This window comes from Thermaerobacter sp. PB12/4term, assembly GCF_003403315.2.
Lineage (GTDB): Bacteria > Bacillota > Sulfobacillia > Thermaerobacterales > Thermaerobacteraceae > Thermaerobacter.
The window spans coordinates 2,558,005-2,580,948 of sequence record NZ_CP048407.1; the positions used below are offsets into that span (position 1 = coordinate 2,558,005).

General features: G+C 69.6%; 18 protein-coding genes and 2 CRISPR repeat arrays (1 of these 20 only partly in view). Of the genes, 6 read left to right on the forward strand and 12 right to left on the reverse strand.

Annotated features, from left to right (window positions below; all coding sequences use genetic code 11):
• A CRISPR array of direct repeats spans nucleotides 1-928; the repeat unit is 30 nt; unit sequence GTTTGTAGGGTGCCTATGAGGAATCGAAAC; it begins 1,495 nt to the left of the window's first position.
• A 123-nt stretch (nucleotides 929-1,051) separates the two neighbouring features.
• The 8 genes from istB to DYI95_RS10705 all read right to left on the reverse strand — a co-directional run bounded on the left by istB (nucleotide 1,052) and on the right by DYI95_RS10705 (nucleotide 10,947).
• Nucleotides 1,052-1,831: an IS21-like element helper ATPase IstB gene (gene istB / locus DYI95_RS10670; RefSeq protein ID WP_116899809.1), complete on the reverse strand. Its 780-nt coding sequence runs from the start codon at nucleotides 1,829-1,831 to the stop codon at nucleotides 1,052-1,054.
• Nucleotides 1,828-3,063, reverse strand: coding sequence for an IS21 family transposase (istA, locus tag DYI95_RS10675; RefSeq protein ID WP_116899808.1), 1,236 nt, complete (start codon nucleotides 3,061-3,063; stop codon nucleotides 1,828-1,830). The genes istB and istA overlap by 4 nt, the downstream gene beginning before the upstream one ends.
• Nucleotides 3,064-3,146: 83 nt before the next feature.
• A complete protein-coding gene (locus DYI95_RS10680; RefSeq protein WP_116899807.1) occupies nucleotides 3,147-4,277 on the reverse strand; it encodes an IS110 family transposase in 1,131 nt (376 codons plus the stop codon).
• A gap of 307 nt (nucleotides 4,278-4,584) precedes the next feature.
• A CRISPR array of direct repeats spans nucleotides 4,585-5,677; the repeat unit is 30 nt; unit sequence GTTTGTAGGGTGCCTATGAGGAATCGAAAC.
• A gap of 99 nt (nucleotides 5,678-5,776) precedes the next feature.
• Complete coding sequence (locus DYI95_RS10685) at nucleotides 5,777-6,544, reverse strand: ABC transporter permease (RefSeq protein ID WP_116899806.1); 768 nt, start codon at nucleotides 6,542-6,544, stop codon at nucleotides 5,777-5,779.
• Between the two features lie 45 nt (nucleotides 6,545-6,589).
• Nucleotides 6,590-7,636 (reverse strand): ABC transporter ATP-binding protein, encoded by a 1,047-nt coding sequence (locus tag DYI95_RS10690; protein WP_116899805.1) that lies wholly within the window; start codon nucleotides 7,634-7,636, stop codon nucleotides 6,590-6,592.
• On the reverse strand, nucleotides 7,633-8,400 hold the full coding sequence (locus DYI95_RS10695) for a DUF420 domain-containing protein (protein WP_116899804.1): 768 nt from the start codon (nucleotides 8,398-8,400) through the stop codon (nucleotides 7,633-7,635). Before DYI95_RS10695 ends, DYI95_RS10690 begins: the two co-directional genes overlap by 4 nt.
• 48 nt (nucleotides 8,401-8,448) lie before the next feature.
• Entirely contained in the window at nucleotides 8,449-9,792 is a 1,344-nt protein-coding gene (locus DYI95_RS13140; RefSeq protein WP_116899803.1) for a LytTR family DNA-binding domain-containing protein, read from the reverse strand.
• Between the two features lie 15 nt (nucleotides 9,793-9,807).
• The gene (locus DYI95_RS10705; protein ID WP_116899802.1) at nucleotides 9,808-10,947 is read right to left on the reverse strand and encodes a histidine kinase; all 1,140 of its coding nucleotides are present in this window, start codon (nucleotides 10,945-10,947) and stop codon (nucleotides 9,808-9,810) included.
• Nucleotides 10,948-11,307: 360 nt separating this feature from the next.
• Between DYI95_RS10705 and ilvE the strand changes: the two genes are divergently transcribed.
• Nucleotides 11,308-12,210, forward strand: a complete 903-nt coding sequence (ilvE, locus tag DYI95_RS10710; protein WP_116899801.1) for a branched-chain-amino-acid transaminase — start codon at nucleotides 11,308-11,310, stop codon at nucleotides 12,208-12,210.
• Between the two features lie 113 nt (nucleotides 12,211-12,323).
• On the opposite strand, the gene DYI95_RS13145 is transcribed toward ilvE, so the two are convergent.
• From DYI95_RS13145 to DYI95_RS10730, 4 genes are all read right to left on the reverse strand, one after another.
• Entirely contained in the window at nucleotides 12,324-13,727 is a 1,404-nt protein-coding gene (locus tag DYI95_RS13145; RefSeq protein WP_116899800.1) for a magnesium transporter CorA family protein, read from the reverse strand.
• Between the two features lie 216 nt (nucleotides 13,728-13,943).
• A complete protein-coding gene (locus tag DYI95_RS10720) occupies nucleotides 13,944-14,255 on the reverse strand; it encodes an EthD family reductase (RefSeq protein ID WP_006902987.1) in 312 nt (103 codons plus the stop codon).
• A gap of 129 nt (nucleotides 14,256-14,384) precedes the next feature.
• The gene (locus tag DYI95_RS10725; RefSeq protein ID WP_116899799.1) at nucleotides 14,385-14,888 is read right to left on the reverse strand and encodes a DUF5946 family protein; all 504 of its coding nucleotides are present in this window, start codon (nucleotides 14,886-14,888) and stop codon (nucleotides 14,385-14,387) included.
• 18 nt (nucleotides 14,889-14,906) lie between these two features.
• The gene (locus tag DYI95_RS10730) at nucleotides 14,907-15,104 is read right to left on the reverse strand and encodes a hypothetical protein (RefSeq protein WP_116899798.1); all 198 of its coding nucleotides are present in this window, start codon (nucleotides 15,102-15,104) and stop codon (nucleotides 14,907-14,909) included.
• Here DYI95_RS10730 and DYI95_RS10735 point away from each other — a divergent pair.
• The 5 genes from DYI95_RS10735 to DYI95_RS10755 all read left to right on the forward strand — a co-directional run bounded on the left by DYI95_RS10735 (nucleotide 15,085) and on the right by DYI95_RS10755 (nucleotide 22,939).
• Nucleotides 15,085-15,297, forward strand: coding sequence for a hypothetical protein (locus DYI95_RS10735; RefSeq protein ID WP_116899797.1), 213 nt, complete (start codon nucleotides 15,085-15,087; stop codon nucleotides 15,295-15,297). The two genes, DYI95_RS10730 and DYI95_RS10735, sit on opposite strands and share 20 nt — an antisense overlap.
• A gap of 152 nt (nucleotides 15,298-15,449) precedes the next feature.
• Nucleotides 15,450-18,242: a hypothetical protein gene (locus tag DYI95_RS10740; protein WP_116899796.1), complete on the forward strand. Its 2,793-nt coding sequence runs from the start codon at nucleotides 15,450-15,452 to the stop codon at nucleotides 18,240-18,242.
• A gap of 24 nt (nucleotides 18,243-18,266) precedes the next feature.
• Entirely contained in the window at nucleotides 18,267-19,196 is a 930-nt protein-coding gene (bshB1, locus tag DYI95_RS10745; protein WP_116899795.1) for a bacillithiol biosynthesis deacetylase BshB1, read from the forward strand.
• A gap of 766 nt (nucleotides 19,197-19,962) precedes the next feature.
• Nucleotides 19,963-21,219 carry a Na+/H+ antiporter NhaA gene (gene nhaA / locus DYI95_RS10750; protein WP_116899793.1) on the forward strand — a complete coding sequence of 419 codons (1,257 nt, stop codon included), beginning with the start codon at nucleotides 19,963-19,965 and terminating at the stop codon, nucleotides 21,217-21,219.
• A 196-nt stretch (nucleotides 21,220-21,415) separates the two neighbouring features.
• Nucleotides 21,416-22,939: a potassium/proton antiporter gene (locus DYI95_RS10755; protein WP_243149764.1), complete on the forward strand. Its 1,524-nt coding sequence runs from the start codon at nucleotides 21,416-21,418 to the stop codon at nucleotides 22,937-22,939.
• Nucleotides 22,940-22,944 lie beyond the last annotated feature (5 nt).

The window sequence follows — 22,944 nt, forward strand, 5'->3', positions numbered from 1 at the left end:
ACCCGAATCGTGTCGTGGAGCATTGTGGATCTTGTTTGTAGGGTGCCTATGAGGAATCGAAACTCTCCTCATCAATCTCAAAAATTTCAACAACTATATGTTTGTAGGGTGCCTATGATGAATCGAAACCTTTCTAGGACCCGACAATACGGCGTATCGACTTCACGTTTGTAGGGTGCCTATGAGGAATCGAAACGGCGCCGCACCCGGAAGTAGTAGCCGTCCCGGTCTTGTTTGTAGGGTGCCTATGAGGAATCGAAACGAAGGGCACCTCTTCCTCGGCTGCATCCACCTCCGACGTTTGTAGGGTGCCTATGAGGAATCGAAACCGGCGGCGCGATCACCGCCCAGTAGCGCCGGCCATGGTGTTTGTAGGGTGCCTATGAGGAATCGAAACGCGGAACGGAATGGACCCCGCCAAGGTTGCCACCACGGTTTGTAGGGTGCCTATGAGGAATCGAAACCCCACGCGGTGCCCGGTGCAGTGTGCCATGTCCAGGGTTTGTAGGGTGCCTATGAGGAATCGAAACCCCGTCGAGGTCACAGAGACGAAGGGGCGCCAGCGCGTTTGTAGGGTGCCTATGAGGAATCGAAACCACGTCGCAGGCTGGCCGAACTCGAAGCAGAGGCGCGGCGTTTGTAGGGTGCCTATGAGGAATCGAAACCCGCGACCGCTTCTTCGCCCCAGGACCGCGCCAGTGTTTGTAGGGTGCCTATGAGGAATCGAAACCCGCGTCGCCCTCTCGGGCTTAGTTGCTCTCGCAACGTTTGTAGGGTGCCTATGAGGAATCGAAACGGGCAAGCAGGGCAAGTCGGGTGGCGGTGAAGGAGCGTTTGTAGGGTGCCTATGAGGAATCGAAACCTGCAGCCGAAGGAGACGGACCATCGCGTTCTTCGCGTTTGTAGGGTGCCTATGAGGAATCGAAACCTGACGATCACGCTCCGGGTGGTGCACGCTGCAGTGTTTGTAGGGTGCCTATGTCAAGGCCGGTTGAATTTTGACCCACTTCGGCCGGTTGAAAAGTGACCCACCGGACCTTGGCAATCTGGTTCAGTCATCCTGATTCGGGTCCACGGTGCTGCGAAGGAGACCCGAGCGACGCTTCTCTCGGAGACGGTAGCTCTCGCCCCGGATGTTGATCACGTGACTGTGATGCAGCAACCGGTCGAGGATGGCCGTGGCGATGACCGGGTCACCGAACACCTCCCCCCAGTCGGCGAAGGTCTGGTTCGATGTGAGGACGATGCTGCCGCGCTCATACCGGGCCGCCACGAGCTGGAAGAACACCGTGGCGCCCACCTTGTCGAGGGGCAGATAGCCCAGTTCGTCGATGATCAGGAGCTTGGGCGCCAGGTAGATCCGCATCCGTCGTTCGAGCCGGCGCTCCTCGTAGGCGTTGCGTAGATCCTCGATGAGGCGGTGCATCGGCGTGAAGTAGACGCCATATCCCCGGTCGATGGCGGCGAGGCCGAGCGACACGGCCAAATGGGTCTTCCCGACGCCCGGCGGTCCCAGGAAGATCACGTTCTCGGCGTTGCCCAAAAAGCGGAGCGTGGCCAGCTCCCGAATCTGGCGGGGGTCGATGGAGGGTTGGGCCTCGAAGTCGAAGTCCTCCAGGGTCTTGCGGAACGGAAGCCGGGCCAGCTTGGTTCGTGTGTCCAGGTAACGCCGGCGTCGAACCGCGAGTTCGGTTTCCAGCAGATCCACAAGGAAGTCGGCATAGGTTACGTCCTGCTTCGCGGCGCGTTCCAGGCGCGCTTCAAGGACCTCCGCCGCATCCTTCAGCCCCAGGGCCTGCAGGTGCTGGCGGGCCTTGTCCACCGTGATCACCGGCGTTCACCTGCCCGAAGAAGGTCTTCGTAGACCTGGAGCGAGCGGCGCTCCACCGCCGGGCCGACGACCTGCTGGCCTTGGGGCGGCTCGGGACGTTGGGGCCCACCCAAAGCAAGGCCGTGGTACTGCTCCGGAAGGGGGATCGTCAGTCCGGGCAGCAAGGCCGGAGGGTGCCGGGCAATCACCCGGTCCCCGTCGCGGATCTCGACCTCCGTTGAGGTCGCAAACACCGTGACGTACCGGCCGCTATAACGCCAGGGCACCCCATACCGGCTGCCCGCATACTGGACGTAGCCATCCCGACTCACCCGGCGTTCTTCGTGCAGCAGCGACGTGAAAGCCGCCAAGGGCCGAAGGGGCGTCAGATGGGCCTGCTCTTCCACCAGCCGATCGGCGGGGCGCTGCCCGGTGGTCCCGTGGAGGCGGCGATTCGCGACCTCGGCCACCCATGCCCGCACCTGCCGGTTGAGATCGGCCAGGTCGGTGAACTGGACGGCCGGCCAGAAGTGCCGCTTGAGATAGCCGATGGCTCGCTCCACCCGGCCCTTGGTCTGGGCCCGATACGGCCGGCACGCCCGCAGGGCAAACCCGGCAAGCAACGCAAAGTCAAGCATCCTTGGGTGGTAATCCACCTCCGCACCATGGCGGCGAAGGACGACGGTCTTCATGTTGTCGTAGAGGATCTCCTTCGGGACACCTCCCAAGGCCGCGAAGGCGTGGAGGTGACATCGTAAGAGGGTGCTCAGGTCCTGCTGTTCCACAAACTCCACGTACATCGCCCGCGAGTAACTGAGGACCATGACAAACCCGTAAACCTTCCGCCGTCGTCCCTGCAGGTCGGTGTAGGCGAACTCCCCCCAGTCGACCTGCGCCTGGGTCCCCGGCGGGAGCTCGAAGCGCACCACGGCGTGTGGGACCCGGGACGGGCGATGGGGCCGAAGGAACTCCTTGAGAATCGTCTTTCCGCCGGTATAGCCCTGGGCCCGGAGCTCCTGCAGGAGACGATTGGCATTGAAGACCCCTTGGGCCATACGCTGCTCGAGGTACGGCTTGAACGGATCCAACTTCGACGCCTTGGGCGGCCGTGGCTTGTACTGGGGTAGCTCGGGTCGGCGCAGGTACTTCCGCACCGTATTCCGGGACAACCCCGTACGGCGGGCAATTTCCCGAACGGACAGGCCTTCGGCCTTCAGCCGCAGAATATCCATCAACGACCCACCTTTCAGCATGAACCGGCCTCCATTCCTGGGAAGGGAATGGGACTCGGTTCGGCGGGGTGGGTCACCTGTGATCGAAGTCAAGCCCCCAGCGATCAAGCCACTCTTCGTCGACGGTGGCGATCCTCGAGGCGGTCCGGCCAAAGGGCCACGGCGACCGCGTTCCAGTCGGTCACGGCTTGGGCGACCTCAACCAGACGCCGTTGCTTTTGGACGACAAGCGTGGGCTTCGCGGCTCGGTAGGGCTGGCCTGTAAGAAGCATGCGCCAGGCGACGATGAGGAGCTTGCGTGCCAGGGCCACCACCGCCTTGTGGGGCCCGATCTGCCGCTGTTTCCGGTGGTAGAACGCGCCCAAGGGACCCTGGTCGTGACGGGCCACGGAGTGGGCCGCTTCGACGACCGCGGTGCGGAGCAGTTTGCTGCCATTCCGGCTGATGCGCCCCCGGTGGTCCTGCTCGCCGGACTGGTGGACGGACGCGTCCAGGCCAGCGTACCGCGTCACTTGCTTCGCCGTTCGGAAGCGGCGAAGATCCCCCAGGTACGCCCAGATGGTGGCCGCGGTGAGGAGCCCCACCCCCGTGATCGTCAGCAAGAGCTGAACGGCCGGCTGGTCGGCCACCTGTCGCGCGATCTCCGCTTCAATGGCCTGAATTTCGATCTCCACGGTCTCCAACTGTCGAAGGGCGCTGAGGAGGATGACGCGTTCCGCCTGCGGCAGCCGGTTCACCTCTTCCCGATCCAGCCACTGCCGAGGGTCCACGTTCCGCGGGATGGGGAGCCCGTGGCGCTGGAAGACGGACTTGGCCTGGGTCAGGTACCGCCGCCGGTTCCGGACCAACCGGTCCCGGTATTGCAAAAGGTACCGAACCTCGCGCACCGCCGGCGGTGGCACCCACACGGCCGGCACCATCCCCAGGGCCAGCATCTTGGCGAGTCGTTCGGCGTCCACGCGATCCGTGTGCCGACCCGCCCCCAGGCGCTTCAGCTCCAGGGGGTTGGCCAGCAGGACCTTGCCGGCGTACGCCGAAAGTAAATCGTGTACGGTAAAGGCGTTTCCGGTGACCTCGAGGGCCACGCAATCGTCCGCACGCAGTTGCTGGACGAAGGTTGCCCACCCTGCATCGGTATTGGGGAACCGGAAATGCCTTCCCTTTTGTACGTCCACCTGCCATTCGCAGCCGTGGACGTACCGTTTATGAAGATCCAGCCCGAAATACCGTGGCACGGTGTTGTTCCCCCTCTCCCGGGCTCTTGGGGCGCAGACGGCGATCGCAGCGCACTCACCTGTCCGGGCTATCGGCCAAAGCCGCGCCCATGTAGGCGGTTCGCAGGAGGGGGCCGACCAGACAAAATTCCGAGCTCAAGGCCCACGACCCCTCGCGGCCGCCCTCCTGCCTGCGCCCGCCAAGGGGCCGCCTACGGATCTGGACACACCCTTACCGAGGCGCCCACGCTTGTCCTGCCGCCCGGTGGGGGCCTGCACTTCGATCATGCCGACAAAATTCATCCGACCCTACTGGGTCATTTTTGCACCGGCCGTGACACCTATGAGGAATCGAAACGGCGAGCACGACTGTGGTAAGCATCACTACGGCGAGTTTGTAGGGTGCCTATGAGGAATCGAAACAGCCTGGACTACCTGCGAGGCGAGGCGGAGAAGGCCGTTTGTAGGGTGCCTATGAGGAATCGAAACCGCGCCAGCGGCTCCATGGCCTACACCGCCTCGTCGGTTTGTAGGGTGCCTATGAGGAATCGAAACTCAAGGTCCGCAGGTGCCTCGCCCCACCGGGCCGGTGTTTGTAGGGTGCCTATGAGGAATCGAAACATGACACCAGCGGCTAGATAACCCCGCGCCGTGGGCATGTTTGTAGGGTGCCTATGAGGAATCGAAACGTCATAGATCGTGGTCGCCGCTGCCGGCTGGACGGGGTTTGTAGGGTGCCTATGAGGAATCGAAACAGTGTGGGACTCCTGCTCCTGCAGCTGCGGCGCCTGGTTTGTAGGGTGCCTATGAGGAATCGAAACTTCCCGGGCCACCGCATCGCGGCCACCCGTTTCGCGGTTTGTAGGGTGCCTATGAGGAATCGAAACCACCGACCACGCCGTTCGTGCTGGCGAGCAAACACCGGTTTGTAGGGTACCTATGAGGAATCGAAACCTTAGGCGCCGCATCCCGCCACGCCAGCCCTGCCCAGGTTTGTAGGGTGCCTATCAGGAATCGAAACTCGGTGGCAACCGTGAGCTCCGCGCCGCAGCGCCGCACGTTTGGAGGGTGCCTATGAGGAATCGAAACGCGAGCGCCTCGCCCTTCAAGCCGGCGACGCTCACGTTTGTAGGGTGCCTATGAGGAATCGAAACATTTGGACTCTATGTCCAATCGCCAGGGGATCCAAGGTTTGTAGGGTGCCCATGAGGAATCGAAACCCGGCACTCCGCCCAGTATGGGCAGGCCGTCGGCGAGTTTGTAGGGTGCCTATGAGGAATCGAAACCCGGAGCCGGGACCAGAAGCGCTTCAAGGTGACGCCGGGTTTGTAGGGTGCCTATGAGGAATCGAAACTTCTCCCGCAGAAAATACGGTGTGGCGTCGATCACGTGTTTGTAGGGTACCTATGAGGAATTGAAATGCCCACGGGGACAAAAAGTGAACCATGTCTAAGGGTTGACCACGGCACAGCACCAGGTGCCGCACCGAAAAGCACCGGCGCGACACCCGGCCCTCCTCCTCACGCTAGGCCGCGCCGTAACACCCGTGCCGCAATGGCCAGTGCCACCGTGTCGAAGGCCAGGAGGATTCCCAACATGGAAAAGACCAGTTGTGTATCCCAGCCGTTTAGGACCAGCGCCCGGGTGGCCTCGATGGCGTAGGTCATGGGATTGAGCCGGGCCAGGACCTGCATCCACCCCGGCATGAGGTCAAGGGGGGCCAGGGCGGAACTCAAAAAGAGCAGGGGTAGACTCAGAAACGCCGTGATGGTAAAGAACTCGGGGTGCCGGCGAACGGCGAAGGCCAAGGCAATCGACAAGGTAGCGACCCCCGCACCGAACAGGACGCCGATCCCCAGGGCCGCCACGATCCCGCCCAGGCCGGTGGCGAAACGAACCCCCAGCCCGTAGGCTGTCAGGATGATGAGCAGGTTCTGTGCGGCGGTCACCGCCATGATGTAGACGAACCGGCTGGTGACGATGGACAGCCGCTGGATGGGCGCTGCCAGAAGGCGCTGCAGAAACCCGGTCTCCCGGTCAAAGAGGAGTTCGACCCCGCCGTTAATGGCTCCGTTGAACACCGTCATCACCACGGCCCCGGCGCTCATGAAGGCCAGGTAGTTGCCCCCCGGCACATCGCCGGCCGCCATGCGGGCCAGTAGGTGACCAAAAAGCAACAGCCAGAGCACCGGCTGGCTCAAGGTCGACAACCACGTCAGGGGCTCCCGGCGCAAGCGGAACCACCACCGCTGGAGCATCGCACGGTTTTCCAGCCAGATTTCGCCCATCCTCCGCCCCCTCCAGCAGCGCTTGCCGTACCCGCCATCTTGGACCTAGCCTGCCGTCTCCCCATCCCGCAAGGCTCGCCCTGTCAAGTGGAGGAACACATCGTCCAGGGTGGCCGGCCGAGCTGCCACGCCCTCCAGAGCGATCCCCGCCGCCCGGCAGGTGGCCAGCACCGGTTCCAGGGCTGCAAGGGAATCCCGCACCCGCAATCCAATGCGAACGGCCACCCCGGAGCTGGACCCGGGCCAGTCCACCTCGACCTCCATGACCGGCTCCAGGACCTCAAGCTGCCGGGCCAGCTGCCGCACCTGTTCCGCCGGTTGTCCCGCCGCCACCCGCAATTCCAGGTGCTCGCTGCCATAGCGGGCCTTGAGCCGCGCCGGGGCATCGAGGGCAAGGCACCGGCCCTCGTCAATGATGGCCACCCGATCACAGAGCCAGTCTGCTTCTTCCAGGTAATGGGTGGTGAGCAGAATGGTGGTTCCCCGATCCCGGAACGTGCGGATATACTGCCACAGCCGCCGCCGGGTCTGGATGTCGAGGCCCAGGGTGGGTTCGTCCAGAACCAGCACTGCAGGCCGGTGCACCAGCCCCATGGCCAGATCCAGCCGCTTCCGCATCCCGCCGGAGTAGTCTCGGACGACCCGGTCCGCGGCGGCGGACAGGTCGACCAGTTGCAAGAGCTCCTCCGCCCGCCGGGCTGCATCGGCAGGGGGAAGATGATACATCCCGGCCACCAGCAGCAAGTTCTCCCGGCCGGTCAACAGGGGATCCACCGCCGTTTCCTGCGGAACCCAGCCGACACAACGCCTGGCTCGCGCGGGTTGCTCCGCCACGTCGATCCCGAGAATGCGGACCCGGCCGCTGGATGGCTTGAGCAATGAAAGCAGCACCTTGATGGTGGTCGTCTTGCCGGCTCCGTTGGGGCCCAGCAGGCCGAAGATTTCCCCTTGCTCGACACGGAAGCTGATGTCGCGGACGGCTTCAACGGCGCCGAAACGCCGGGACAGGTGCTCTACCTCGATGGCCGGTACGCGCGTTGGACCCGGACCGCCACTGGCCGCCGCCGAGGTCCGCCCCGCCGCGCCCGTCACGCCCAGGTCACCACCCGTACAAGAGCGGCCAGGGTCGGATCGATTCCTGCAAGGGCCCGGACCAGGAACAGCCCAGGGACCGTCCAGATCCCGCCGGCCCCTGCGAAGGGGCCCCACGTGGTGCCGATGGCGGCCACAGCCTCCGGCAGTCCCTGCACCCCCATCCCCGTAGCCAGGGCCTGGACCCCATAGCCGGGCCGGCCGAACCCGTAGAGCAAGACGAACGTCAACGGCCCCGTGACCGACGTGAAGAACCAGATGGGGTAGGCCCAGCGGGCCACCCGGCGGTGGCGGTCGTAGCGGCCGCGCAGGCCGAGGACCAGGGCCACCAGCACCAGGGGGGCCGTCACGCTGGCCGCCAGGCTGTGGGCGCCCAGGATCACCAGGTAGATCAGCCGAATGGCGGCCTGGCCTTCGAACGGCGTCGTCCCGTAGAGAACGCTTTTGGTCAGGTACAGGATCAGGAATACCGCTTGCAACCCGGCCGCCAGCAGCATGCCGCGGCGGTGCCCCGCCACATCACCCGCCCGGATCTGCCGGTACGCCCGGGCGATCACCACGGCGCTGATGGCGTTGAGGGTGGCGTTGGTCGCGGCGATGACAAATACGGGGTCGATGGTGGCTCCCGCCTTCCCTGCATGGATTGTGGCGTCATGGTTCTCGAACTCGATGATGGTTCGGCATGGATGGTTCGGCCGGACGTTGGAATTCGGTCGCTCCGGCCGCTGGCCGCACCGGCCGTCATCCAGACTGTCCGGTTCCACCCGGGTCGCATTCTACACCACGTTCCATCCGCCTGCCCGGTCCCGCCATCAACTGGCCTGCTCGGGCCAAAAGTGCCGCTTCAACTCGGGCACTCGGCTGCGGGCCACCGGAATCGTCACCGGCTGGCCGGCGTGGACCACGGTCAGGTTGTAGGTCCCGTTGAAGAACGGGCTGATCTCCCGCACCTTGCGCAGGTTGACAATGTAGCCCCGGTGGCAGCGGAAGAACCGGTCCGGGGGGAGCAGGTCTTCCAGCTCCCGCAAGGTGTAACGGGTCGGGAGGCGGTGGGTCGCCGTGTACACGAAGACCTGGTCGTTCTCCGCTTCGGCGTAGACTACTTCTTCCACGGGGATGGGCACCGCGGCCTCGTCCCGGACCCCCATCACCCAGCGCGGCCGGGGCCGCCCGCGGCCACCGCCTGTCGCGGCCGGCCCGCCCCCCGCTCCCTCCGCGGCGCCCGGTGCCGCCGCATGGTCAGCCGCCGCTGCCGCCCCTGGCCGCCCCGCCTGCGCCGCTACCCCACCTGGCGCCGGCGAACCCGCCTGCGCTCCCGATCCTGCGGCCGTGGCACCCGGACCCGCCGCGGGACCTACCTGGCCATCCGGCACCACCTGGCTTGCAGGGCCCGCCCCTGCCGGGGTCGTCCCCACCGTTCCCGCCACCAGCGTCGCCGGAGTTCTCGCCGGCCCTGCGCCCCCCCGCAAGGCCAGCCTCTCCCGGACCCGGCTCAAGGCCTCCCGCAGCCGGTCGTCGCTGTAGGGCTTGAGGAGGTAATCCAGGGCCCGGGCCTCGAAGGCCTTGACGGCGTACTCGTCGTAGGCCGTGGTGAAGATCACGTACGGAGCGCCGGGCTGCTGCTTGAGCCGCTCGGCCAGTTCCAGACCGGAAATTCCCGGCATGGCGATATCCAGGAAGACCACATCGTAGTCCAGGGCGCCGATCAGCCGCAGGGCTTCCCGGGCGGTGGCCGCCTCGCCGGTGATCTCGACCCCCGGTTCCCGGCTCAGCCGGTAGCGCAGCTCCGCCCGGGCGGGGTACTCGTCGTCGACGATCAGGGCGCGGATGGGACGGCCCCCCGGCGGCGGGCCGTCCAGATCCCACTCCCACTCGGGGTCGCCGTTCTGGTCGAACGCAGCCCCGCCGCGGCCCGGCCCGCCCGCGGGCGACGGACCCCGCCCGGCCCCGGTGGCGGGCAGCGGTCCTGCTGCTACGTCAGCACCCCGGTCTTCTTCTGGCCGCCCTTCCGGCTGCCGCTCGGATCGGGGCCGGTGCTCGAATTCCTGCGGCCGCTCAAGCTCGTCAGGCCCTTCCCGTTCCGGCCGCTGCCGTCCCGCCCGTTCCTGTTCGTCCGGCCGTTCCAATTCTGCCTGTCGCTCGGCAGGCACCATCATGGCGCCGGTTCCTCCTTATCGCGCCGGTTCCTCCCTGGCCGGCTGCACGGCCTGGCGCCGCAAGGGGACCACCAGGCGCACCAGGGTTCCCCGCCCCGGGCGGCTCCGCACCCGCAACCCGTACGCCTCCCCGTACAAACCCACCAGCCGCTGGTTCACGTTGGAAAGGCCCAGCCCCATGCCCTTGCCGACCCCGGGCCGGAAGATCTCCTGGCGCAGTTCCGGCGGGATGCCGACCCCTGAATCGGCCACCACCACGTGCAGGTGGCCGCCGCGCACCCGGGCCGCCACCGTCAGGCGCCCGCCGCCTTCCCGGGGTGCCAGCCCGTGGACCACCGCGTTCTCCACCAGGGGCTGGATGGTCAGCACCGGCACCAGGCAACCGAAGGCCCGGGGGTCGATCCGTACCCGGAAGCGCAGGTTATCGCCAAAGCGAGCCTGCTCGATCTCCAGGTACATCTGCACGTACTCCATCTCGTCTTCCAGCCGGATGAACTCGTCCCGTACCGTCAGCGCCCGGCGGAGGAACACCGCCAGCTTGACCAGCAGGTCGCGGGCCCGGTCGGGGTCGGTGCGGCTGAACATCAGGACCGTGTTCAGGGTGTTGAACAGAAAGTGCGGGCGGATCTGGGCCTGCAGGGCCTCAAGCCGCGCCCGGGCGGCCAGTTCCCGCAGCCGCTCCGCCTCGGCCAGCTCCATCTGCAGGCTGAGCAGCTGGGCAATCCCCGCCCCCAGCCGGTGGACCATGCCGGGGATGTCATTGCGGTGGGTGCGATACAGCTTCAGCGTCCCCACCACCTGGTCCCGGACCTTGAGGGGTGCGATGACCGCCGCCTGCAGGGGGCAGGGGCAACCGGCGATGGGACATTCGAAATCCGCCTTGGAAGCCACCAGCCGCAGCCGGCCCGTCGCCAGCACGTTGCGCGTGGCCCGGGTGAGGATGGGCTGGTGCCGCACCATGAACGGGCAGCCCAGGCCGGCGTAGCCCAGGATGGTCTGCCGGTCCGTGATGGCCACGGCGTCAACCTCGGCGATGTCGCGGATGATCTCACAGATCTTCTGGGCCGTTTCCTCGTTCAGCCCCTGCCGCACGTAGGGCAGGGTCTCCTCGCCGATGCGGAAGGTGTGGTCGAGGAAGGTCCATTCGGCCGTCACAGTGCATCCACCCCGCACCCGGTACCCCGTCGCGCGGCACCCCTCCCGCCTGCACCCTGATGACCCGTGCCGCCGGCGCCCTGGCCACCGGCATCGCCTGTAGCGCCGGCATCCGAGCCGCCCGGATCGCCTGCACCGCGGGCGCCGGAGCCCCTCCTGCCGGCCGCACCGAAGGCACCCGATCCGCCTACGGCCCACGGCGAAGGCGCGTGCCGCCCGTCCCGAAGCACCCCGCGCCTTCCGCACTATGTGAAGTTCGTCACAAACCCGCCAGTTCTTGCTTGACCCCGCCACAGCCAGATGGTATTTTCGACGATAACATATTCGAGGCGCCCGCGGTACGGAGGGGGTCCGAACGGTATGCTGGTGTACGTGAACGGTCGCTTCGTCCCCAAGGAGGAGGCGACCGTGTCCGTTTTCGACCACGGCTTTCTCTACGGCGACGGGGTGTTCGAGGGTATCCGGGCGTACAACGGCCGGGTCTTCAAACTGGACGAGCATATCCAGCGGCTGTATGAATCGGCCCGGGCCATCCTGCTGGAGATCCCCATCCCTCCCGAGGAGATGGCCGCCGCCGTGGTGGAAACCTGCCGGCGCAACGATCTGCCGGAAGCCTACATCCGGGTGGTGGTCTCCCGGGGACCGGGGGACCTGGGCATCGACCCGCGCAAGTGCGACCGGGCCACGGTGGTCATCATCGCCGACCGGCTGGCCCTGTACCCCGCCGAGCTTTACGAGCAGGGCATGCGGGTGATGACCGTCGCCACCCGCCGCACCTCGCCGGCCGCCCTGAACCCGCGGGTCAAGTCCCTCAACTACCTGAATAACATCCTGGCCCGGCTGGAAGCCAACCTGGCCGGTTTCGCGGAAGTCATCATGCTCAACGAGGAAGGCTACGTGGCCGAGTGCACGGGCGACAACATCTTCATCGTCCGCCATGGGCGGCTCCTAACGCCGCCGCCCCACCTGGGCATCCTGCAGGGGATCACCCGGGACACGGTGATGGAGCTGGCCCGGCGGCGGGGCATCCCCGTGGAGGAGGCCGTCTTCACCCGCCACGACGTCTACGTGGCGGACGAATGCTTCATCACCGGTACCGCCGCCGAGGTCTGCCCGGTGATCGAGGTCGACGGCCGCAGGCTGGGGGACGGCCGGCCGGGTCCCATCACCCGCCAGCTGATGGCCGATTTCCGCGAGTACGCTCGCAGCCACGGCACCCCCATCTGGAACGAACCGGCCGCCCAGGCGGCAGCCGGCGCCTGAAGAGGAGCGTCCCGGAAGGCGGGAGGCAAGCCCGGCGCCCGCGGCCTGCCCTGGGCCGCGGGCGCCCTTGCTTGAACCGCGTTCAAAATCACCCGCGCTCCAACCCCTGCCCGTCACCACTCGTACTCCCGCTTGAAGAACCACCACAGGCCCACGCCCAGCACCAGCATGAAGGCCAGCAGGGCGGGATACGCCCAGGGCAGGTCCAGCTCGGGCATGTACTTGAAGTTCATGCCGTAGATGCCCGTGAGGAAGGTCAGGGGCAGGAAGATGGTCGAGAGCACCGTGAGCCTCAGGATGAGGCGGTTGGTGCGCTCGGCCGCCAGGGCGAGCCGCAGGTTCATCAGGGTGACGACCAGCTCCCGGGCGTTCTCGAGCCGCCCGCTCAGCCGCCCCGCGTGGTCCCGCAGGGCGCGCAGGTAGGGACGCAGCTGGCGGTCGCCCAGTCCCTCGCCCCGGCCTTCGTAGCCGTTGTAGCTGCTCTCCAGAAGCCGGTCGAGTACCTCGCTCAGGCTGTTCAGCCGCCGGTGCAGCTGGCCGGCCCGCCGGTGCAGGGTGCTGAGGAACGACACGCCGCCGGCATCCCGCCACCGCCCGGAGGCGGGGCGCCCGGCTCCATGGACCGCCGCGGGCCGCGGTCCCCGCACCCGCCTCCAGCGGGGCTCGCCCACCGGCGGCTGTCGGGTCCGGTCAGAGGCGGCACCCGCCGGGGCCTTGCCGGTTTGGCCGGCGGCGGGGCCTGCCGGGGCCCTACCGGTTCGGCCGCCGGCGGGGCCCGCCGGGGAGGGTGCGGTTTCGCCGGATGCAGGGCCTGCCCGGCCCGAGGCACCTGCGCCCGGAACCGTGTTCCCGGTGCGGTCCGCGTCGCCCTGGCCGGCAGGCGCGCCCCCGGGGCCGGGTTCGTCCCGGAGGAAGTGGGCCTCCACCGGTTCCAGGCGGTCTTCCAGGCGCTGGACGTGGTCGCCGTAGCTGTGCAACACGTCTTCCAGCAGGAAGTAGAGGAGCCATGGCGCCGTGCGGGGCACGGAGGGCGGGCCGGTGGCCAGCCGCTCCCGCAGCCGCTCCCACGGGTCGGCTCCCCCGTCGCAGACGGTGGTCACTTCGCCGGGGGCCAGGATGACCAGGCAGGGACGGCCTGCCGGCAGCAGGATCTGAAAGACCAGGGTCCCACCGGCGGCTTCGACCCCGTAGGGTGCCGTGCCGGACTCCAGCCGGCTCCAGAGGAAGGGAGCCAGGGCGCGGCGCCGGCGCAGCAGGTCCCAATCGGCCGGGGTGGGGTCCCGCACATCGAGCCAGACCACCACCCGGTGGCCGTCCGCCCTGCCCGTAGTGCCATATGCTGCAGGCTCGGCGCGGGGGTCGCCTGGTGCCTCGACGCGAGCCGCTCCGCCCTCAGGGTCGCGGCCCGGGGCCCCGGAAGCTTCCGCGCCTCCCGGCCCCTGGCCGGGAGCCTGCCCATCCCCGGGCACCCTGCCTTCCACCAGGCCCCGCTCCGACCACTCCCACGCCCGGATCAAGCCGCATGCCCACCTCCAGGCCGGTGCCCCTCCTTCTTGGCAATGCGCCAGCCCTCCCGCACCGCCTGACCAACCCAAGCCTCGGCAGTGCCAGCCCGCCGCCCGCCGCCTTGCCGGCCCAGACCTCCCGCCCGCCGATCCCCGGCGCCGTGCTGGCACGCCCGCCCGGGCGGCACCCGCGCCCCGCCCGTACACCCGGCCCGCCGGTACGCCCGTTTAGTCTTGCTGGATCACCTCGGCGATATGAAGGCTGACGATCTTCCCGGCAAAGCCCATGAGATCCTTGCCGGCCGCCCGCCCCTCGGCCGATTGCAGCGCCGCCTGCAGGCTTGCGGCGTCGTCGAAGTACATCTCGGCCATCAGGTAGTAGGGCGACGAGCCCCCCGGCGAGCCGGTCACCCGGGCGATCTCTACGCGGCGCAGCCCCGGCATACGCTGGGCCAGGGGCAGGTGCACCTCCCGGTAGTGCCGGTCGAAAGCCTCCGGGTCGTCGGGATGCTGATAAAGGGCCACCAGCTTGACCACCATCCATCCCCCTCTCGCGGACTGGTGCGCCTTTCCGGAGGTTTCGGCGGGGCGGCAGGGGGTTCCTGGGTGCGGCTCCGCGTGACCCGAATTGCAGGCGGGTACAATCGGCGGGTCGTCCCCATCGGGCCCTTAGAGGATCCATCGACGGCACATGTCGCGGATATGCTCGTGCTCGTGCGCCCAGCCCTCCCAAGCGGCTTGCGCCCAGCGCTTGATCGCAAGGGCCCGGGCCTCGCCCGCCCCGGCCTGCAGCACATCCAGGACCGTCAGGGCCCACGGGTAGGGCCGGGGATCAAGTCGCGGCCAAGCGATCCGCCGTCCGGCCCGCCTGGCCAGTTCCACGTGTGCCTTCTGCACCTGCCGTCCTGTGAACCCGCGTTCGACCGCCAGGTACAAGCCGGCAAGGGCAAACACGGAGGTGATCGGCTTGGTACGCTCCCCCACATGTTGCGCGGCATAGGCATCCACGCAGTGCTGGTGCACGAAGGCCGGATCGGGGCGCCCCAGGTTTTCGGCGACCAAGCGATGGTAGAGCTCCAGGCATTCCCCGCTTGCATGGTAAGGACCAGCCACCGGCAAGTGCCGATCCGCGACCTCGAGACCACACCCCGGACATCGAGTGAAACTGCCCATCGACAACCTCCCCCGGGTTTAAAACCGGCTGCCGCGATGCTCCGGCCCGGCCAGGGCCGCCTGCAGCCCTCCCTCGGCAAGGCGATGGGCCCGCGCCCGCACCAGGATCCCCACCAGGCCCAGGAATGGGCCCCGCATAAGGATCACATTGAAGAAGCTGACCCACACCGCCCGCAGGTTGTTGCCAGCCGTAATCTTGCGCTCGGCCCGCTCCACGGGGGGGCGGTCCGCCTCCGACCGGACCCGGACCCTCCCCCTGGCCCTGCAGTTCTTCAACGAGCAGTACAGCACCAACATCCACTATCAGATGGCGGCGGCCACCCTGGCGGTGATCCCGTCCCTGGTGCTCTTCTTCCTGTTGCAGCGGGAGTTCGTGGAGGGACATACCTTTAGTGGGATCAAGGGGTAATGCCCGGGTCGAACGGGCCCCGGCGGAGGAGCCGCACCGGCCCCCGGCGAAAGGCTGCCGGGCGGGTTCCGTCCCGCCATTGCGTCACTGAGCGTCAGGAGCCCCGTGGCCGCCGGGACATGACCGGGGCAGGGGGCGGGGGAGGGCCGCCATTGCAAGGCACAGGACGACCACAGCCCGCAGGGCGATCGCGGCCGGGCACGGAGAAGCAGCCACGGGACGGTGCCAGCGAGCCGCTTTTGCCCGGCTCCCCCATCCTCACCGTGCCGGAAGAACTGGCAGCGGTGGAGCCCGTGGCGGTGACGGGGAACTTCTGGGTGTCCCTGCCGGACCTCGACCCGGCCACCGCGGCGGCGCGGTCCGTGGGCGTGCTGAGCGGCGTCGCCCGGGCCCTGATCGAGTTCACCGGAGCCCCGGTGGGGCGGCAGCCCGGGCACGGGGACGGCCACGGCCCGGCGGAGGGTCCGGGGACCGGTGAGGCGCCCGGTCCCCTGCTCATGCCCGTGGTCGAGCAGGACGGCCGGCGCCTGTGGCCGCCGGCGCCGGAAGGCGGCCGGGCGGCCGCCGCCGGCCCGGCCGCGACCGGCGCAGAAGCTTCTACGGCGGTGGGGGCCCGCCACGGCCCGGCCACGACCGCTTCGGGGGCGTCTGCGGCGGGAGCCGGCGACGGTCCGGCCACGACCGGCCCAAGGGCGTCTGCGGCCGCGGCGGCCGGCGACCGCCCTGCCGGTCGCCGGCCCGGTTCCGAAAGCCCGGAGACCATCGGGGATGCCCCCCAGCAACTCCCGTCCCCGGACCGGCCGGAGCTGCACTACCTGGAGGGCTGGGTGCCCCAGTGGCACATCAACCTCCCCGGCCTGCCGGACTGGCGCCTGGAGGTCACCTGGCTGGCCCCGGCCGGCCAGCGGGGCTTTGCCGTCGCCCTGCGCCTCTTCCCGGCGGCCGGTTCCGGCGACCGGCCCCCGCTGCCCGCGGGGGTGCGCCTGGGGCTGCTGGTTCGTCCGGGGACCGTGTGCCGCACGATCTACCACCGGCGACCCCTGGCCGGTGACGCCGGCCCCTTCCCTTACCGCTGGACCAGGGCCCTGGCCTGGGAGGCTCCCGGCTCCGTGCCGGTTGCAGCCCTGGCCCTGCGTTCGGCCGCAGGCGATCCCCCCGAGCAGGAGGCGGGCGGGGATGGCTGGGCGTTCTGGTCACCCCCCGGCGCCGGGGAGTTCATCGTGTACGGCGGGGTGGCGCCCGAAGCCGACGGTGCCGCCACCACGGCGGTCCACCTGGCCCGGGTGGGATGGCACCGGCTGCTCGACGCCACCCTGCAGTGGCTGGCAGCCCGGGATCCCTTCCTGCCCCAGCAGGACGGGAGCCAGCCGCCGGCAGCAGGCGAGCAGGCCCCGGTCGCGCCTCACGGGGATCGCCCGCCTGTGGAATCGGCGCCCGAACCCGCCCTGTCCCCCCGGCGCCGGGCCGCCTTGCGCCGGGCCGGCCTCGAGCGGGCCGTCGCTCTGGGCCTGCTCAGCCCGCCGGAAGCCCGCGCCCTGGAAGTCCGCCTGCGGCGCAACCTCTGGTTCAGCTTGTTCTACGCCCACGGCCGGACCCTGGACGGGGACGACTGGGTCCTGCTCACCTCGCGCAGCCCGCGCTACTACGTGAGCGGCGCCCACTGGACACGGGACAGCCTGCTCTGGGCCTTTCCCGCCCTCCTGTGCACCGACCCGGACCTGGCCCGGGAGGTTCTGGTGGCCGCCTTCGCCCGTTACACCCGCTACCCGGGCGAGCACAGCCAGTATCTGGACGGCACGGTCCTCTATCCGGGGTGGGAGCTGGACCAGGCCGCGGCCTGGCCCCTGACCCTGGCCCGGTACCTGGAGGCCACGGGCGACACCTCCGTCCTCGACGAACCGGCCGTCGCCGCCGGGCTGGCCGCCGTCCTCGCCGCGGCCGAAGCCCGGCGGGATGAGGCCACGGGCCTCGTCGCCACCTTCCTGCTGCCGTCGGACGACCCGGCCCAGGCGCCGTTCGTGACGTACGACAACGCCCTCTACGCCCAGGCGCTGGAGGACCTGGCCCGGGCGCTGGCCCGGTGGGACCGGCCCGCTGCGCCAGGCCATGGGGATGCCCCCCCGGTGCCCGTGGGGCCCCCGGTGGCCGTGGCGCCGGAGACGCCCTGGCGCCCGACCCTCCCCGCCAGCACCGGCCCCACCTCAGGCGCCGGTGCCGCCCCGAGCGTCCGGCCCGCCTCCACCGCCGGTGTTGCCTCGAGCGCCCGGCCTTCCTCCAGGGCCGGTGCGGCCCCAAGCGCCGGCGCCGGGCCGGCGGGCACCCGGACCGCCCTCCGGCCGGGCGGCGGCCCGGATCCCGCCTGGCTGGCCGGGCGGGCCGCCCAGACCCGCCGGGCCGTGCTGGCCCACTGCGTGGTGCCCGGCCAGTGGGGCCCCCAGTTTGCCTGGGCGGTGGCCGGGCCCGGCGGAGCGGGCGCCGTGCTGTACGACGAGCCGCCGGGCACGCTGGAGCTTCTGGGCCCCTACGGCTTCGCCCGCCGCCGGCCTGACGATCCGCTGGACGTGGCGGCGGTGCTCGCCAACACGGTGCGGTGGATCTACTCGGCGCACAACCCCTACGGGCCGCCGGCGGGGCCCTTCGCCACCCCCACCTGCCCCCACGCCCGCCATCCCTGGCTGCTCAGCGTGGCCGCCGGCTTGCTGGCCGGGCGGCGGGAGTACCTGGGATGGCTGGCCCGGGCCCCCATGGACAGCGGCTTCGCCTGCGAGACCGTGGACGCCGCGACGGGGCAGGTCCGCACCGGCCCTGCCTTTGCCACCTGCGCCGGGTTCGTCACCTGGGCCGCGCTGGCCGCCCTGGAACGACTCGCCCTGGAAGAACCAGACGGCAGGAACGCCCGGGAAGCACCCGGGATGGGCACCGGGTCAGGGGATTCAGCACAGTAGACATCGGAACGGGAGGAAAAGGCTGTGGTGGATTTCTCGCCTGGACAAGGTTCCCACGGCACCCAAGACGCACAAGGCGTACCGGCGGGCAGCGCAGCCGCGGGAGAGGGTTCCCAGGGAACCCCCGGCACCGGGACTCCGGGAACGGGAGCGACGCCGGCCGGCCGGGGCGGCCCCCAGGCTGGGCCCCGGGCCGAGCCGGAGGTCAAGGCTCAGGTTGCGGCGCCGGCCCCGGCCGCCGAGCCTGAGCCCGTTGACGTGCTGGTCATCGGCGCCCATCCTGACGACGCCGAGATCGGCATGGGCGGCACCCTGGTCAAGCTGCACCGGCTCGGCTACCGCATCGGCCTGATCGACCTGACCCGGGGGGAGCTGGGCAGCAAGGGCACCCCGGAACGGCGGGCTCAGGAGGCGGCGGCCGCCGCCCGGGTGTACGGCGCCCTTTTCCGCCTCAACCTCAACCTGGGCGACAACCGGGTGGAAGACTCCCCCGCCCTGGGCCGCAAGCTGGCCGCCCTGATCCGCCGCTGCCGGCCGCGGCTGGTCTTCACCCACCATGGTGACGACCGCCACCCCGACCACCGGGGGGCGTGGGCCCTGGTGCGGCGGGCCGTATTCCAGGCGGCCCTGCGCAACCTGGATCTGGGCGAGCCGTACCACCTGGTGGATGCCCTGCTCTTCTTCCCCGTCAACGAGTGGGTCGAACCCAGCTTCGTCGTCGATATCACGGACACCTTCGAGGGGAAGCTGGAGGCCATGCGGGCCTTCGCCAGCCAGTTCGTCGAGCCCACGGCCCCCATCGACCACAAGTACTTCGGGGTCGAGGACTACCTTGAGGCGGCCACCGTCCGCGCCCGGCACTACGGCCTGCGCATCGGCGTGCGTTACGGCGAGGCGTTCCTGGCCGACGCGGTGCCGGTCGCCGATCCCGTGGCGGCCTTCCGGCGGGGCTGAGGACCCGGCTGCCCGGGTCCCGGGCGGCCGCCCGGTCCCGGGCCGGTCCCCGCCGCGCCGCGGGCTGCCGGGGCTGGGGGCCGTGCCGTCGCCCGCGAACCCGGGGAGGCTCCAGGCGTCCCCACCCCGGGCGAAGAACCTTGACCGCTGCCCGGCGCCGCCGCCGGCCGGGCCGCCGCCATGGCCCGGAGGAGGCGGCGCTCCGCTTCCTGCAGCCGCCTTACCATGGCGATGGGGGGCACCCCTTCTTCCCGGGCCAGTTCGGCAATGGATCGGGGCATCCCCCCGTCCAGGCCCCACCGCCGGGCCAGGATCCTGGCGTCGGCGGGTGGAACCAGCTCCAGACCCCGCCGCACCCAATCTGCACCTGCAATTTGGGCAAGACTGCCGAGATGGACGAACACGGTGCCTCCCTCCCCAACCCATACATGCTGCGGCGGGCTGGGGAGTGATGGGCGGCCGTCCCTTCGCGCCGCCCCCGGCCGCTGAAGCTGCCCTGCAATACTTCCGCAGAGCGCGAGCGAGATTGACGGCGATATTGTGTGATGGAGCGTTATTGGCGGGGACTTTTAAGCTTCGCCACCATCCACATGGCCAGGTTGGCCACAATGGTATCTTTCCGGTATCTTATGGTGTGGTTCCCCACGGCGCTTTCATGCCCCAGGCTGGTACCCGGCGAGAGGGCCTGGCGCGCGACGTCTCTCGTGACGTCCTTTCTCCGGTCCATAAGAAGCGGTGGGAACGAATCGTCAGGAGGTGGTAGCCGGTGACGGGGGGCAAGGGCCGCGTCCGGCCGGTGCCAGGCGCATGGCAGGAGTTTCTGGCCAGCGAGGCAGGGGCCGGGATCCTCCTCATCGCCTGTGCCGTCATCGCCATGATCTGGGCCAACTCGCCGGCGTATGAAGGCTATCGGGCCCTGAAGGAACTCCCGGTGGCGCTGCGGTTGGGGTCTATGGAGCTGGACATGACCCTGGCCGAGTGGGTCAAGCACGGGCTGATGTCGATCTTCTTCCTCGCGGTCGGTCTCGAGATCAAGCGGGAACTCCTGGCCGGAGAGCTGGCCGATCCGCGCCGGGCCGCCCTGGCCGTCATCGCGGCAGTGGGAGGGATGGTGGTTCCGGCGGCGATCTACAGCGTGGTGAATGCCGGCGGGCCGGGTGCCCCGGGGTGGGGTGTCCCGATGGCCACCGACATCGCCTTCGCCCTCGGGGTCCTCAGCCTGCTCGGCCCGCGGGTGCCCGTTGGGCTCAAGGTCTTCCTCACCGCGGTGGCCATCGTCGACGACCTGGGAGCCGTACTGGTCATTGCCTTGTTCTACAGCGGGGGTCTCCAGCCCGGTCCCCTGCTGCTCATGGCGGTGGCGCTGGCAGGGGCCCTCCTCTACGGCCGCCTCGCCCGGGGGCAACACCTGGCCGTGTACCTGGCCCTGGGTCTCCTTGCATGGTACGGCTCGCTCCAGGGGGGGATCAGTCCCTCCGTCGCCGCCGTCCTCCTGGCCTTGACCGTCCCCATGGAGGCCACGGAGCGCGGCGTGCCGACTCGCGGCGCCGGCGGCCCGGCCGGCAGTGGGACCACGCCGGCCCACGCGGCGGCCGGTCCCCTTCACCGCCTCGAACACATGCTGAGCCCCTGGGTGACCTATGCCATCCTGCCCTTGTTCGCGCTGTTGACGGCGGGGGTGTCGCTGGACGCGGCCTCCCCGAGCCGTGTCACCATGGGCGCGTTCCTTGGCCTGCTCCTGGGCAAGCCCGCCGGCCTCCTGGGCGCCAGCTGGCTCGCTGTCCGCGCCGGCTGGGCCTCCCTGCCGGCAGGCACGGGCTGGAGCGCCATGGCCGGTGCCGGCCTGCTGGCCGGGATTGGCTTCACCATGTCCCTCTTCATAGCGGGCCTGGCGTTCGACGGCACCCCTTACCTCGATCAGGCGAAGATCGGCGTCCTGACCGCATCGGCGGTGGCCGGTATCGCCGGCCTGGCCGTGCTGGGAGCGGGCGCGGCACGATCCGCGACGCGATCCGCAAGATAAGGAGGCCGGCAGGCGGCAGCGGGACCGGCCGCGGGGGCTGGGCTCGGGACCCGCCCGCAGGGTCCGGCCGCGGCGGCCGGGCACGGGGGACGGTCCCCAGGGACCGGCTGCGGAGACCGGCCGCCGTGCCCATTGCCTGCACGGGCCTGCGGAAAGGCAGGGGGAGACCCGGCCAGGGGGTGGAACCATCGACGTCTTGACCCTGCTGCTGCTGGGACTGGGCATTGCGCTGTTGCTGGGGGTGGCGCTGACCTGGCTGGCCGATCGGGTCGCCTTCCCCGCCCTGGTGCTGTTCCTCGGCCTGGGCATGCTGGCCGGCAGCGACGTCCTGGGCTGGGTCTACTTTGACAACGCCCGTCTTGCCCACCAGGTGGGCACCGTCGCCCTGGCGCTCATCCTGTTCGAAGGCGGGCTGGCCTCACGGTGGAGCGAGCTGCGCCCCGTCCTGGCCCCGGGGCTGGTCCTGGCCACGGCCGGCGTCGCCATCTCCGCGGCGCTGGTGGGAGCGGCCGCCGCCTGGCTGCCCGGTCTGGACTGGACCCATGGGCTGCTCATCGGAGCCATCGTCGGTTCCACCGACGCCGCCGCCGTCTTTGCCATCCTGCGCCGCACGCCGCTCCCCCGCAAGCTGGCCGCCACCCTTGAGCTGGAGTCAGGGACCAACGATCCGGTGGCCATCTTTCTGACCGACCTGTTCGTCCGCATGGCGATCGAACCGGTCGCCCCGCTGGAAGGTCTGGCGCTGCTGGTCCGGCAGCTCGGGTTCGGCGCCGTGGCGGGATGGGTGGCCGGGCGGGCAGGAGCCGTGGCCATGAACCGCCTTGCCGCGGAATCCAGCTACCCGTACATGCTGTTGAGCACGGGCGTCGCCCTGACGGCCTACGGCGCGGCGGCGGTGGTGGGCGGCAGCGGCTTTTTGGCGGTCTATCTGGCCGGGCTCATGATGAGCCGCTACGCACCGGTGTACCGCCTCACGGTGGTGCGGTTCCACGAGGGCCTGAGCTGGGTGGCCCAGGTGGGCATGTTCGTCCTGCTCGGACTGCTGGTCTTTCCCAGCCAGTTGCCGGAGGTTGCCGGTGGGGCCCTGGTGATCACCGGCGCGCTCATGCTGGTCGCCCGGCCCCTGGCCACCTGGATCTGCACGCTGCCCTGGGACTTCGACTGGCGCGAGCGCCTGTTCCTCGGCTGGGCGGGCCTGCGGGGCGCGGTGCCCATCGTGCTGGCCACGGTCCCGCTGGCCGCCGGGCTGGAAGACAGCTGGTACCTGTTCCACGTGGTGTTCTTCGTCGTCCTGGCGTCCGTGGCCGTCCAGGGCACCACGCTGGCTCCCCTGGCCCGCTGGCTGGGGCTGGCCGCGCCGGGGGCGGGACCTGCGGAGCCCCGGCTGGAGCTGGCGCCGGTGGGCCGGCCCGCCGTGGGCCTGATCCACGTGCAGGTCTCCGAACATGCCCCGGCGGCGGGGCGCAGCCTCTCCCAGGTCAACCTGCCCGGAGGGGCGACGGTCACCATGCTGGTGCGGGACGGCCGGGTGATCCCGCCCCGGGGCCGGACGGTGCTCCATCCCGGGGACCGCCTGTACGTTCTCGTACAGGAGCGGGATGTGGATCCGGTGATCGCTCTGCTGGCGGGCACCGAACCCGGCCCGCGGGGTGGAACGGGCCGGCCCCCAGCCGGAGACGGCGCACCCCCGCCGCCCGCACCGGCATCGGAGGTCACCTGATCCAA